The sequence below is a fragment of the uncultured Winogradskyella sp. genome, assembly GCF_947498005.1.
Taxonomy (GTDB): Bacteria; Bacteroidota; Bacteroidia; order Flavobacteriales; family Flavobacteriaceae; genus Winogradskyella.
Genome location: NZ_CANMIW010000008.1, coordinates 14,407 through 28,324 on the forward strand (window position 1 = coordinate 14,407; position 13,918 = coordinate 28,324).

The 13,918-nt window shown below is 33.3% G+C and carries 14 protein-coding genes; 8 read left to right on the top strand and 6 right to left on the bottom strand.

The genetic code is table 11. The features are described 5' to 3' along the window. Positions 1 to 167 precede the first annotated feature (167 nt). Positions 168 to 2,117, bottom strand: a complete 1,950-nt coding sequence (gene gyrB / locus Q0891_RS14050; RefSeq protein ID WP_299102579.1) for a DNA topoisomerase (ATP-hydrolyzing) subunit B — start codon at positions 2,115 to 2,117, stop codon at positions 168 to 170. A gap of 310 nt (positions 2,118 to 2,427) precedes the next feature. Then, positions 2,428 to 4,092 (bottom strand): asparagine synthase B, encoded by a 1,665-nt coding sequence (asnB, locus tag Q0891_RS14055; RefSeq protein ID WP_299102581.1) that lies wholly within the window; start codon positions 4,090 to 4,092, stop codon positions 2,428 to 2,430. Between the two features lie 172 nt (positions 4,093 to 4,264). Between asnB and Q0891_RS14060 the strand changes: the two genes are divergently transcribed. Together Q0891_RS14060 and Q0891_RS14065 are read left to right on the top strand one after the other, a co-directional pair. Then, positions 4,265 to 5,542: a YCF48-related protein gene (locus Q0891_RS14060; protein ID WP_299102583.1), complete on the top strand. Its 1,278-nt coding sequence runs from the start codon at positions 4,265 to 4,267 to the stop codon at positions 5,540 to 5,542. Between the two features lie 77 nt (positions 5,543 to 5,619). Continuing rightward, positions 5,620 to 6,165 carry a DUF2911 domain-containing protein gene (locus Q0891_RS14065; protein ID WP_299102585.1) on the top strand — a complete coding sequence of 182 codons (546 nt, stop codon included), beginning with the start codon at positions 5,620 to 5,622 and terminating at the stop codon, positions 6,163 to 6,165. A 174-nt stretch (positions 6,166 to 6,339) separates the two neighbouring features. Here Q0891_RS14065 and Q0891_RS14070 read toward each other — a convergent pair whose 3' ends face one another. After that, entirely contained in the window at positions 6,340 to 6,885 is a 546-nt protein-coding gene (locus tag Q0891_RS14070; protein ID WP_299102587.1) for an HNH endonuclease, read from the bottom strand. Positions 6,886 to 6,940: 55 nt separating this feature from the next. Continuing rightward, a complete protein-coding gene (locus Q0891_RS14075; RefSeq protein WP_299102589.1) occupies positions 6,941 to 7,573 on the bottom strand; it encodes a 7-carboxy-7-deazaguanine synthase QueE in 633 nt (210 codons plus the stop codon). A gap of 180 nt (positions 7,574 to 7,753) precedes the next feature. Here Q0891_RS14075 and Q0891_RS14080 point away from each other — a divergent pair, with 180 nt between their 5' ends. Genes Q0891_RS14080 through Q0891_RS14105 form a run of 6 tightly spaced genes read left to right on the top strand, consistent with a single transcriptional unit; the run spans position 7,754 to position 12,307 of the window. After that, a complete protein-coding gene (locus tag Q0891_RS14080; RefSeq protein WP_299102591.1) occupies positions 7,754 to 9,292 on the top strand; it encodes a helicase HerA-like domain-containing protein in 1,539 nt (512 codons plus the stop codon). 14 nt (positions 9,293 to 9,306) lie between these two features. After that, complete coding sequence (locus Q0891_RS14085; RefSeq protein WP_299102594.1) at positions 9,307 to 9,864, top strand: hypothetical protein; 558 nt, start codon at positions 9,307 to 9,309, stop codon at positions 9,862 to 9,864. Positions 9,865 to 9,898: 34 nt separating this feature from the next. Beyond that, a complete protein-coding gene (locus tag Q0891_RS14090) occupies positions 9,899 to 10,264 on the top strand; it encodes a cupin domain-containing protein (RefSeq protein WP_299102595.1) in 366 nt (121 codons plus the stop codon). 4 nt (positions 10,265 to 10,268) lie between these two features. Further along, positions 10,269 to 11,096, top strand: coding sequence for an alpha/beta hydrolase (locus Q0891_RS14095; protein ID WP_299102597.1), 828 nt, complete (start codon positions 10,269 to 10,271; stop codon positions 11,094 to 11,096). 21 nt (positions 11,097 to 11,117) lie between these two features. Next, positions 11,118 to 11,885 carry a 23S rRNA pseudouridine(2604) synthase RluF gene (rluF, locus tag Q0891_RS14100; RefSeq protein ID WP_299102599.1) on the top strand — a complete coding sequence of 256 codons (768 nt, stop codon included), beginning with the start codon at positions 11,118 to 11,120 and terminating at the stop codon, positions 11,883 to 11,885. Next, positions 11,885 to 12,307, top strand: coding sequence for a VOC family protein (locus Q0891_RS14105; RefSeq protein ID WP_299102838.1), 423 nt, complete (start codon positions 11,885 to 11,887; stop codon positions 12,305 to 12,307). Before rluF ends, Q0891_RS14105 begins: the two co-directional genes overlap by 1 nt. On the opposite strand, the gene Q0891_RS14110 is transcribed toward Q0891_RS14105, so the two are convergent. Both Q0891_RS14110 and Q0891_RS14115 read right to left on the bottom strand, forming a co-directional pair. Beyond that, the gene (locus Q0891_RS14110; RefSeq protein ID WP_299102601.1) at positions 12,289 to 13,020 is read right to left on the bottom strand and encodes a TIGR02206 family membrane protein; all 732 of its coding nucleotides are present in this window, start codon (positions 13,018 to 13,020) and stop codon (positions 12,289 to 12,291) included. The two genes, Q0891_RS14105 and Q0891_RS14110, sit on opposite strands and share 19 nt — an antisense overlap. 8 nt (positions 13,021 to 13,028) lie before the next feature. Then, positions 13,029 to 13,913, bottom strand: a complete 885-nt coding sequence (locus Q0891_RS14115; protein ID WP_299102603.1) for a bifunctional 5,10-methylenetetrahydrofolate dehydrogenase/5,10-methenyltetrahydrofolate cyclohydrolase — start codon at positions 13,911 to 13,913, stop codon at positions 13,029 to 13,031. Between the last annotated feature and the right edge of the window lie 5 nt (positions 13,914 to 13,918).

Consider the following 13,918-nt stretch of genomic DNA (forward strand, 5'->3'; position numbering starts at 1 on the left):
CATATGAAATTAATTTTAAAAACATCGCTTTATCGGATATTTAAACACTTTAAACGGATTAATCATTTAGGTAAATTCAGTCTAATCAAAAAAAAAAAAAACACCCTTTTACGGGTGCTTTATATATCTGAGAATGTCAGATTTCATATTAAATTTTAAAATTCTAATTACGCATCAATATTTGCATAAATAGCATTCTTTTCAATAAACTCTCTACGTGGTGGCACTTCGTCTCCCATTAACATTGAGAATACACGATCTGCCTCTACACCATTCTCAATTTGAATTTGACGCAACGTTCTAAACTCAGGATTCATAGTAGTGTCCCAAAGTTGCTCAGCATTCATTTCACCAAGACCTTTATAACGTTGTATTTTTGCTCCATCACCATATTGCTCCATTATATCTGCACGCTCTTCATCATTCCAAGCATATTGCTTTTTAGCTCCTTTTTTAACTAAATATAAAGGAGGTGTTGCAATATAGATATGACCATTTTCAATTAACTCTTTCATATATCTAAAGAAGAAGGTTAATATTAATGTTTCAATATGCGAACCATCGATATCGGCATCACACATAATCACAATTTTATGGTATCTTAATTTTGAAAGATTAAGTGCTTTACTATCTTCTTCTGTTCCGATAGTAACACCTAAAGCTGTAAATATATTTTTGATTTCTTCGTTTTCAAAAACCTTGTGCGTCATGGCTTTCTCTACATTAAGAATCTTACCTCTTAATGGCAAAATAGCTTGAAACGCTCTATCACGTCCTTGCTTTGCAGTTCCACCTGCCGAATCTCCCTCAACAAGATAAACTTCACATTTTGCAGGATCTTGCTCAGAACAATCTGATAATTTACCAGGTAAACCACCAATACTCATCACAGTTTTACGCTGAACCATTTCACGAGCTTTCTGTGCTGCATGACGTGCTTGCGCTGCAAGAATTACTTTTTGTACAATAGTTTTAGCATCATCTGGATGCTCTTCTAAGTAATCTGTTAGCATTTCTGATACGGACTGACTTACAGCAGCAGAAACTTCACGGTTACCTAATTTTGTTTTTGTTTGTCCTTCAAATTGTGGCTCTTGCACTTTTACAGATACAATAGCGGTTAATCCTTCACGGAAATCGTCTCCAGAAATATCAAACTTCAATTTATCTAACATTCCAGATTCGTCTGCATACTTTTTAAGCGTATGCGTTAAACCTCTTCGGAAACCAGAAAGGTGTGTTCCACCTTCATGTGTATTAATATTGTTTACGTACGAGTGTAAATTCTCTGCATAAGATGTATTATACACCATGGCAACCTCAACTGGTACACCATTTTTCTCACCTTCAAAAGAGATAACATCTTTCATTAAAGGCTCACGCGTTGCATCTAAGAATCTAATGAACTCGCTTAATCCTTCTTCAGAGTGAAATGTTTCGCCTTCAAATTCACCATCTTCTTTTTTATGACGCTTATCTACTAAATGAACTGTAATACCTTTATTTAAGTATGCTAATTCTCGTAAACGACTTGCTAGAGTATCATAGTTATATTCTAAGGTTTGCTTAAATATTGTTGGATCTGGTTTAAAAGTTACTGTAGTTCCTCTTTTATCAGTATCACCTACTGTTTTTACAGGATACATCGCTTTACCACGCTCATATTCTTGCTCGTAAATTTTACCTTCTCTAAAAACAGTTGCTTTTAGACTTTCTGATAATGCGTTAACACAACTTACACCAACACCGTGTAAACCACCCGATACTTTATAAGAATCTTTATCGAATTTACCACCTGCACCAATTTTAGTCATTACAACCTCTAATGCAGAAACACCTTCTTTTTTATGAAGACCTACAGGAATACCACGACCATCATCTTCTGTCGTAATAGAGTTATCCTCATTAATAGTTACTGTAATATTATCACAGTGACCAGCTAAGGCTTCATCAATAGAGTTATCTACAACCTCGTACACTAAATGGTGTAAACCTCTAACGCCAACATCACCAATATACATGGATGGACGCATACGCACATGTTCCATACCTTCTAAGGCCTGAATACTATCTGCTGAATAATTATCCTTATTAAATTCTTCTTTCTTTTCGCTCATTATATTGAAATAATTTTAGTTCAAATTAAGGCATAAAAAAATGACACAAATGCATCATTTTTGAATACTAACAAATATAAGAAATTAAAAGACGTTTTAAAAGCTTTTTATGCATTGAAGGCAATAATTATTAACATTTGTTAATTAATTTAAAAGTGCCTTAAAACGCTTAAAAAATAGCTTAAACTTAATTTTGAAGATTTCAGTTACGCTACAAAACTAGAGTAAAACATAAAATCTCGCAGAAGCGAGATTTTATAAGTTAAGTTTGTAATGATTTGGTTTATAAAAACCGTTTTAACGTCATTTTCTAGTATGCCTTATCGTGCACATTAGCAATTGCTCTTCCAGAGGGATCATTCATATTCTTAAACGCTTCATCCCATTCTAAAGCTGTTGCAGTACTACAAGCTACACTTGCTTCTTGTGGTACACTTAATGCTGCTGCATCACTTGGGAAGTGTCCTTCAAAAATACTTCTATAATAATACTCTTCTTTATTTAAAGGTGTGTTAATTGGGAAACGGAATGCTGCATTCTCTATTTGCTCATCAGTAACTTCTTTATCAACGAGTTCCTTTAATGTATCAATCCAGCTGTAACCTACACCATCACTAAACTGCTCTTTTTGTCTCCATGCTACGCTTTCTGGAATCATATCTTCAAAGGCTTTACGAACTACCCATTTCTCCATACGTTCGCCATTAATCATTTTATCTTTTGGGTTAATGCGCATAGCTACATCCATAAATTCTTTATCTAAGAATGGTACACGTCCTTCAATTCCCCAAGCGGCTAAACTTTTATTAGCTCTTAAACAATCGTACATATGAAGCTTATCTAATTTACGAACTGTTTCATCATGAAATTCTTCTGCACTTGGTGCTTTATGAAAGTACAAGTAGCCTCCAAAAATTTCATCGGCTCCTTCACCTGATAATACCATTTTTATGCCCATAGATTTAATTACTCTCGCCATTAAATACATTGGTGTTGAAGAACGAATCGTTGTGATATCGTAAGTCTCAATGTTATAAATTACATCTTTAATAGCATCTAAACCTTCTTGAATTGTGAATTTAATTTCATGATGAACCGTACCAATATGGTCAGCTACTTTTTTGGCAGCAGCTAAATCTGGAGATCCTTCTAAACCAACAGAAAAGGAATGCAGTTGTGGCCACCATGCTTCTGTAGTATCATCAGATTCTACACGTTTTTGTGCATATTTTTTAGCAATGGCTGATGTTACTGAAGAATCTAATCCACCAGATAATAAAACACCATAAGGTACATCGCTCATTAATTGCCTGTGTACAGCCGCTTCTAAAGCTTCCTTGACCTCAGCAATACTTGTTTCGTTATCTTTTACAGCCTCATACTCTGTCCAATCACGCTTATACCATTTTACAAATTCTCCATCTGTGCTAGAAATATAATGTCCTGGAGGAAATAATTCAATTTTAGTACAAATTCCTTCTAAAGCTTTTAATTCTGAAGCCACATAAAAAGTTCCGTTTTTATCCCAACCGATATATAGTGGAATAATGCCCATATGATCTCTTGCAATGAAATACTCATCCTTTTCAGCATCGTAAATTGCAAAGCCAAAAATTCCGTTTAAATCATCTACAAAGTCTACACCTTTTTCTTGGTATAACGCTAGAATAACCTCACAATCACTTTCTGTTTGAAAATCGTACTTTCCTTCAAACTGTTTTCTTATATCTCTGTGGTTATAGATTTCTCCATTGGCAGCTAACACCAATTTACTATCTGGACTAAACAGAGGTTGTTTCCCAGAAGCTGGATCCACAATTGCCAAACGCTCGTGCGCCATAATTACTTTATCATCACTATATATTCCGCTCCAGTCTGGTCCTCTATGACGAATTGCTTTGGCCATTTCTAAAACCTGTGGTCTTAAACTATCTACTTCTTGCTTTATATCAAACGCGCATACTATTCCGCACATAACTATTAATTTTAATTATTATTTATGATACAAATATGAAATTAAAGTTTTGATTTAAAAACACAAAAGAACATTTAACTTACAATTTGAAACTAAAAAAGGTGTTTTTGTAATCAAAAATAATTATAAAGGCTAAAACAGATTCTTAACTTTGTAATTTGAAAGTTAAAATATGAGAACTATAAAGTTGTTACTACTTTTATTCGGAATGACTATCACAGCCCAGTCTTCTTGGCAAAGTGCTCCTAATATTATTTCAAACCCAAATGGCCAACGCTTTGATGATGTCTTTTTTTTAAACAGCAATTTAGGTTGGGCAGCAAATGGCTATTACGCTGCTGTCTACAAAACTACTGATGGAGGGCTCACTTGGACAGAGCAACTCAATGAAGACGACCTTTCTGATAGCTACTATTTTAGAAATATTGAATTCTTAAATGAAGATATAGGCTTTATTGGCACGTTGAATGGCACTGTTTTTAAAACTATTGATGGTGGTGCAAACTGGGCAGCAATTGAAAACATATCACCAAATCCAAATGCTATTTGTGGATTGAACGCTGTTGGCACGTCTACTGTTTATGGATGTGGCGCTTATTTTTCGCCAGCGCATATTATTAAATCTACCGATAGTGGAGACACTTGGACTTTTATAGACATGTCTAGTTACGCTGATGCTTTAGTTGAGATATCATTTATAGATGAGAATATTGGTTTTGTTAGTGGTAAGGATTCAAATGGTGCCATTATTTTAAAAACTACAGATGGTGGATTAACTTGGACTGAATTATATAATTCAAATATACCTGGTGAATATGTATGGAAGATCCAAACTCTAGACAATAACAGCAATTTTGTTTTTGGAGCAATACAGTCGGTTTCTCCTTTTAACGGTAAACTTATTAAATCTATTGATGGAGGCGCAAATTGGTTAGAATACGAAGCTGCAGAAACAGATATACAAGCGGTTGGCTTTTTAACAGAAACACATGGTTGGCTTGGTGGACATACCACTGGTTTTTACGAGACCTTAGATGGAGGCGACACTTGGACTAATCTTGAAACAGGAAATAATTTAAATAGAATTTTCGTCATTGATGAAACTACTGCATTTGCTGCAGGAACTACTGTTTACAAATACACTAATGAAAGTTTAAGTGTCTCCGATTTAGAATCGGAAACCATAACTAAACACATTAACATTAGCATCATAATAAACCCTATTACGGATTATATAGAACTTACCATTGACTATAAAAGTGATGACAATATTTTAATAGAACTCTATGATGTTAACGGTAAGCTTATTAAACAATTAAAGCGTGATGTTATCTTACAACCAATTATAAAAGATTACAAGTTTAATATTTCAGAATTAGCATCAGGAACCTATTTTATCAACTTGCATAATAACTCAGGTAGATCTTCAATTAAAATTGTTAAATCTTAAGTAATAATTGTAATCAACCCAATATTTTCACGACAACTTAAATTATAATCTTAAAAATTAATTCATTATCACAAATTATGAAAAATTCAACATTTATTTCAAGTATTGCCATTGCCTTAATGGTATTTCTATCTTTTCAATTAAATGCTCAAGACTTTAAAGGTCTAGACAAAAGCCCTATGGATGCTGCATCTTATCCTAGTTCGTATAAAGAATCTAGTAAATTAGTAAAAATCACTTACAGTCGTCCTCAATTAAATGACCGTGAGGTATATGATTTAGCAAAAGAAAACCAAGTATGGAGGACTGGAGCTAATGAAGCCGCTGAAATTACATTTTACACGGACACAAAACTTGGCGAAACAAATATAAAAGCTGGCACATATTCATTTTTTGTAATTCCTGAAGCATCAGAATGGACTGCTATAATTAGTACAGACCTTAATGTTTGGGGAAGCTACACTTATAACGAAGATAATGATGTTGCTCGTTTAACAATACCTGTAACTGAAGCTGAAGAATCTTTAGAAGCTTTTTCTATTGCTTTTGACAAAGGCGATAACGGAATAGAAATGCATTTAGGTTGGGGAACTGTTAGAGTTGCCGTTCCTTTTTCTATGTAAGTTGTTTGACACAATGCTAAACCTATAAAGTTCCGACTATATTTAATATGGTCGGAACTTTTTTATTGGTCTTTAACTCGGTCTTATTAAAATCGTTAAATTAAGCTTAACAACATGGACAATACTAATTTTTGCCAATCTTGAACTAAAAGGTCATCATTATCTAAACTACATTTATAATGATGGCACGTGTCCCCAATTTTCGCCAGTTTTAATCCTTTGAAGCTGCATTGTACTTACACCAAACCGCTTTGCAATTATTTTAAGCCTAGTTCTTCTTTCTGGATTATTAAGCATCTTTTTTATGCGTCTAACATCGTTTTCTGTTAGCTTGGCTGTCGTTAGTTTTTCTGGCTTTTTATAGGTAGGATTAGTGAACTGATGGATTTCTTTTTCGCGTTTTGTAACCCATTTAAGATTGTCTATGTGATTATTTAATTTATCATAATCTAAATGAATAACATAGATACCATCATTCTGCTCTAAAAAGTGTTGCGCAAGTATTTTATGCAAGTAATAGGTTTTGAATTTTCCTTTTTCATTTTTTTTCACTTTAAAATACAAATAACCATGCATATTATAAGGTTCAAAAAGAACTTTTTCTCCATTTCTAATTCGGGCTAATCGACCATAATTAGATAATTCGTATTTTTCATCAGGATGTACAACATCATCAAAAACAACGGTTTTCCATTGTTCTTTCCATAAATCTCTTATCATTTTATAAAAATTAAGGGTTTCTAAAAAAATAATAAAAACTAGTCTATTTTAGTTTCTAAGGTATATTCAAATATTTATGTGTTTGTAGGGAAACTTTCCATTTAGGGTTAGCCATAACATAATCAACAATTAGTGGCATCATTTTATCACGTTTACTCCATTCTGGCTGTAGGTATAAGATACAATCTCCACCAACTTTTGCTGCTTGTTCTTCGGCAAACTTAAAATCATCATTATTATATACAATACATTTTAGTTCATGTGCATTGTCATAAACCTCTTGCGTTGGTAATTTCATTTTCTTTGGCGAAAGACAAATCCAATCCCATTCACCAGTTAATTTATAGGCACCTGAAGTTTCAATATGCGTTTGCACACCTTTTTCTTTAAGTTGTTTGGTTAATGGTCCCATATCCCAAGTTAAAGGCTCTCCTCCCGTAACTATAATAGTGTCACTATACTTTACGGCATTTGCTACAATTTTCTCTGTTTCCGTTGGCGGATGCAATTCTGCCAACCAGCTTTCTTTTACATCACACCAATGGCAACCGACATCACAACCACCAATTCTAACAAAATATGCTGCTGTTCCTTTATGAAACCCTTCACCTTGTATGGTATAAAACTCTTCCATTAATGGCAGTAGCAATCCTTTATCTATTAACTCTTGTCTTTCTCTTCTTGTCATAAGGCTGCAAAGATAGTTATTTAGTTGTCTGTTTTAAGGCTTAGATTTCATCAAACTCAAGATTTGCATGATCTAACATCAATTATAGCACTAATTTGTCTTTTAAATACTGTGATTGCAAGGGCAAACTATTTCATACTTGATTAAAATTACATTATTTTTATCCAAATTTTATGACTAATGAAGAATTCTGAGACTTTCGTAAAAGAGATCACCGACGGAAACACGTACAAAGGCGACTATATTACTCTAGGTTCTGCTATGCTCAATGGCGAAACTATGACAAACACTTTTGTAAATGTTCCTTTAAAAACCATGAACAGACATGGATTAATTGCAGGAGCAACTGGTACCGGAAAAACGAAAACATTACAAGTTTTAGCCGAAAATCTTTCTGAAAAAGGTATCCCTGTTTTATTAATGGATATTAAAGGAGATTTAAGTGGCTTAGCGAAACCAAGTCCTGGCCATGTAAAAATCGATGAACGTCATGAAAAAATTGGACTTCCTTTTGAAGCTAAAGGTTTCCCAGTCGAGGTAATGACCTTATCTGAACAAGATGGTGTAAGATTAAGAGCTACCATTAGTGAGTTTGGTCCTGTATTAATTTCAAGAATTCTTGATGTTACAGAAACTCAAGCTGGCATTATTTCTGTTATCTTTAAATATTGTGATGACAATAAATTACCGTTATTAGATCTTAAAGATTTCAAGAAAATATTGCAATATGCAACAAGTGAAGGTAAAAAAGAATTTGAAGAATCTTATGGTCGTATTTCTACAGCTTCAACAGGAGCAATTCTCAGAAAACTTATAGAAATAGAACAACAAGGTGGCGATTTATTCTTTGGAGAAACCTCATTTGATACTCAAGATTTATTACGTATTGATGAAAACGGAAAAGGATACATTAACATTATTCGTTTAACAGATATACAGGATAAGCCTAAATTATTTTCAACATTTATGTTGAGTTTATTGGCCGAAATTTATTCTACATTTCCAGAACAAGGTGATAGCGGAAGACCAGAGCTCATAATGTTCATTGATGAAGCTCACTTAATTTTTAATGAAGCATCTAGCGCTTTACTAAATCAGATTGAAAGTATCGTAAAACTAATACGCAGTAAAGGCGTTGGTTTGTATTTTGTCACACAAAACCCGACTGATGTTCCTGAAGCTGTTTTAGGCCAATTAGGACTTAAAGTACAGCATGCCTTAAGAGCATTTACAGCTAAAGATAGAAAAGCTATTAAATTAACAGCTCAAAATTATCCTGACACTGAATATTACGATACAGCAGAAGTTTTAACCTCACTTGGTATTGGAGAAGCTTTGGTTTCTGCATTAGACGAAAAAGGAAAACCTACACCTTTGGCTGCAACGATGATGCGTGCTCCTATGAGTAGAATGGATATTTTAACAGAATCTGAACTTGGTGGACTATTAGCTCAATCTAAATTGGCAAAAAAATATAACAAAGAAGTTGACAGAGAAAGCGCTTATGAAATGCTCAATGAAAAAATTGAGAAAGCAGAAGCTGAAGAAGTAAAACAAAAAGCTAAAGAAGAAAAAGAAGCTTTAAAACGTGCCGAAAGCAAAAGAAAAACAAGTACCTCTAGAAGAAAAAGCACTAGAATGAATCCTATTGTTAAAGTTTTAACAAGCGCAACTGTAATTAGAGGTGTTCTTGGTATATTAAGTAAAATGATTAAATAATCTCAAATCAAAAAATGAAAAACACCTTAGTTGTTGCCCTTATTAGCATTGTATTATTAGCAAGTTGCGCCAAAGATAAAGCTCCAGACCCTTTTTTAATTAAAAAAAATCGTATTGGACTATTAACTGATTCTACACAAGTAAAAGATATAGACGCTATTTTTAGCTCAGATTCCGTTGTGCGATTCATTGCAGGCGACGAGTTTATAGGCTCAGTAAACACTATTGAAGTTTTTGAAAAAGGCGGTAAAAAGTTACTTGACATATCGCCAAGAGAAAGCTTAGACTCAACTTCAGTAATTGCTAGTGTTCGCATTTTAGATCAACGTTACAAAACGGACAAAAACATTACTGCCTTAAGCACATTTAAAGATATTAAAGATGCCTACAAAATCTCTAAAGTAGATAACCTTATAAATGTAATCGTAGTCTCTGTGAATGAAATTAATGCATCTTTTACAATAGATAAGAAAGAATTACCAGCTAGTATGCGTTTTGATATGGAAATGAATATAGATCCAATTCAAATTCCAGAAAAAGCAAAGATTAAATATTTCATGTTACACTGGTAATACTAGTTACTAATTACCCTTTTTAAATAAAAATATGCAGGAAAAATATAAAATCCAAAATTCTCCATTTGTTGTACCAACAGAAGATGGAAAAATAATTAAGGAGCATTTTGGCAATGCTACAGATGGCAACTCTAATATTAGCATTGCACATATGGTAGCGCCTGCTGGTTGGTCTGAACCTTTTCAAACACCAGAATTTGATGAGTACACCTTTATTATTAAAGGCAAAAAACAATTCATAATTGATGATGAAATAATTGTTTTAGAGGCTGGCCAATCCATTAAAGTAAATAAAAATACAAGATTACAATACTCTAACCCATTTACCGAACCTTGCGAATATTTAGCTATTTGCTTACCTGCATTTTCTATAGAATCCGTAAACCGAGAAGAATAAGCGTATGAGTAGTTTTGTTATGAAATCTATTGGCAATGCCCTTAACGCTACAAGTTTAGTGTCGTCAAAATTAGCGTCTAAAAAAGCATTATCGCTATTCGCTTCTCCAAGAAAAGGACGATATAATAATGATCAAAAACGCGTTATAGATTCAGCTTTCTTTGAAGAAATAAGCTATAATAATTTAGAAATCGCTACGTATCGTTGGGTTGGCAAAGGCAAAACTGTTCTTTTAGCACATGGTTGGGAAAGCAATGCATCACGTTGGGACTATATTTTAAAAGATTTAAAAGATCAAGATTATAACATTGTTGCTTTAGATGCACCTGCTCATGGAAGGTCTGGCGGCAAACAATTTAACGCTGTGTTATATTCGGAATTTATAAGCGTAGTTGCCAAAAAATTTAAACCAGAAGTTTTAATTGGTCATTCTGTTGGTGGCATGGCAAGCGTATTTAGCACGTATCTTAATGAACTTCCATTTATAGAAAAAATGGTTTTATTAGGCGCTCCTGCTCACTTCACAGGTGTATTCAGCAGATATAAATCTATGATGGGATTTAATAATAGAATATCTAATGGATTAGACAAAATAGTTCTTGAACGTTTTGGTCAACCTGTCTCCTATTTTTCTACAGCAGATTTTTTAAAGTCTACTACTGCAAAAGGCTTAATTATCCATGATAAAAAAGACAGAATCATTCCTTTTGAAGATGGACAACTTTTGGCCAATCGTTATGACAATTCTGAATTTATCATAACCACTGGATATGGACATGGTTTAAAAGACACTTCTTTAACACCTAAGATTATTGGGTTTATTAATGACTAATCTTTATTGTATTTTTGCTGCATGTCAGAAGATTTAAAACGCCTTAACAAATACCTCAGCGAAGCAGGTTATTGCTCGCGTAGAGCCGCAGATCGCTTAATAGAAGCTGGTAGAGTAACCATAAACGATGTTATCCCAGAAATGGGAACTAAAGTAGCACCAGACGACGTTGTTAAAGTATATGGAGAAATCATAGGCGAACGCAAACAAGACTTTGTTTATCTAGCATTCAACAAACCGGTTGGTATTGTTTGTACTACAGACACACGTGTAGAAAAAGATAATATTATTGATTATATAAATTACCCAAAACGTATATTCCCAATTGGTAGATTAGATAAACCAAGTGAGGGATTAATTCTTCTTACCGACGATGGCGATATTGTAAACAAGATTTTAAGGGCAAGTAATAATCACGAAAAAGAATATATTGTAACTGTAGACATTCCTATTTCTCAAACTTTTATTGAGCGAATGTCGGGTGGCATTTATCTTGAAGATTTGGGTAAACGCACCAAAAAATGTATCGTTAAAAAAATAGACAAGTTTACATTCAGCATTATTTTAACACAAGGATTAAACAGACAAATCCGTAGAATGTGCGAATATCTTAATTACGAAGTGCAGACGCTAAAGCGTGTTAGAATTATGAATATAAAGCTTGATTTACCCTTAGGTCAATATCGAGAATTAACAAAAGAAGAGTTTAAAACACTAAACAATCTCATTGCTGATTCAGTAAAAACTTATGAGGACAACCAAGAATCATATAGAAAATCTAGACGCTAATTATGGCTTTATCACCTTTTCATTTGGCAATTCCTGTTTCAAATTTATCTGAATGCCGAGACTTCTATACCAATATTTTAAATTTTGAAGAAGGCCGTAGTAGTGAGCATTGGGTAGATTATAATTTCTTTGGACATCAATTAGTCATTCATTACAAATCAAAACCAGAAGACGACGCACACACTAATTTGGTTGACGGTAAAGATGTACCTGTTCCGCATTTTGGTGTTGTTCTTGAATGGGATAAATTTCAAGAATTCGCAGAATTATTAAAACTGAAAGACATTACATTTTTAATAGAACCTTATATTAGATTCAAAGGTCAAGTTGGTGAGCAAGCCACTATGTTTTTTAAAGATCCATCAGGAAACGCTTTAGAGTTCAAAGCTTTTAAGAATACGGATCAGCTATTTGCTAAGTAGTTATTTTTTTTACCTGAAAGATAGAACGGTAAATATATTATTAAAAATAACGGAATAACAATTAATTGAACCACCAAAATGTAATAAGGCCATTCTCCGAAATAGTCTAATATTGATGCTGATTTTGGCTTCTCATTTAAGTAAAAATAATTAGCATCTAATATATAATTGACACCTACCATTATAACAACATAAATTTGTAGTGCCGAAAATGACTTAAATACACTTCTTAAATTAGGCCTCATGTTAAAAACGGATATGAAATAAAAGATAACGGAAAACAAACCTAAGTGTACAACCCAATATCTAAAATAATCAAAGCTAGGAAAACCTGTAGTAATATCTGGCGTAATAATGCCTTGTAAAGTTCCTCCAATTACCCAAAACACTAAAATTTCGAACATCCAAAATTTACGATATTTCGTAAAAACTGGAATTAAAAGCCCCATTAAACTGCAGAGATATAACGGTAAATCGGTTTTAAAGTTATAATTACCTGAGGCTATTCGATATAAGTGAAAACCAATAACTGTAATGGAAATAAACCAACCTAGATAATGAATGGTTTTTCCTTGCTCAGTTTTCGTTAATCGTTTTCTAGAATAATTAATAAGAAACATAGTAAATATAACACCAAAAAGAATAGGAGTTATATGCTGAAAACTACCTATTGTAACTTTTGATGGTACAATAAGTAGTTCTAATAAATTCATATAAAATATTATCTGTTATGCTTTCTATGTTGCTCTCTTGCTAATAATGTGTTTTTTAATAACATCGCAATAGTCATTGGCCCAACACCTCCTGGAACTGGTGTGATAAAACTAGCTTTTTTACTTACAGCATCAAAATCTACATCACCTGTAATGTAGTAACCTTTTTCAGAATCGTCTGGCACTCTTGTAATTCCTACATCAATAATAACAACATCATCTTTTACCATTTCAGCCTTTAAAAATTTAGGAATACCCAATGCCGAAATAATGATATCTGCTTGAGATGTTATCTGTGTTATATTCTTTGTATGACTGTGTGTTAGTGTTACTGTAGAATTTCCTGGAAAACCTTTTCTTCCCATTAAGATACTCATTGGACGACCAACAATATGAGAACGACCTATAACAACGGTGTGCTTCCCTTTAGTTTCAACTTCGTATCTATCTAATAATTCTAAAATACCGAATGGTGTTGCTGGTATAAAAGTTGACATGTCTAATGACATTTTACCAAAATTCATTGGATGAAATCCATCAACATCTTTATTTGGATCAACGGCCATTAATACTTTCTGCGTATTAATTTGAGGTGGTAATGGCAATTGAATTATAAAACCATCAATATCGTCATTATTGTTAAGCTCATCAATTTTATCGAGCAACTCAACTTCACTTGTGGTATTAGATAAACGGACCATTGTAGATTCAAATCCTACACGTTCACAGGCTCTCACCTTACTACCCACATAAGTTAAACTCGCACCATCATTACCAACAATCACTGCTGCTAAGTGTGGTACTTTTTCATCATTCGCTTTCATCTTATCGACTTCCGCTTTGATTTCGTTTTTAATGTCGTTACTTACTTTTTTTCCGTCTAGAATTGTCATCTCTA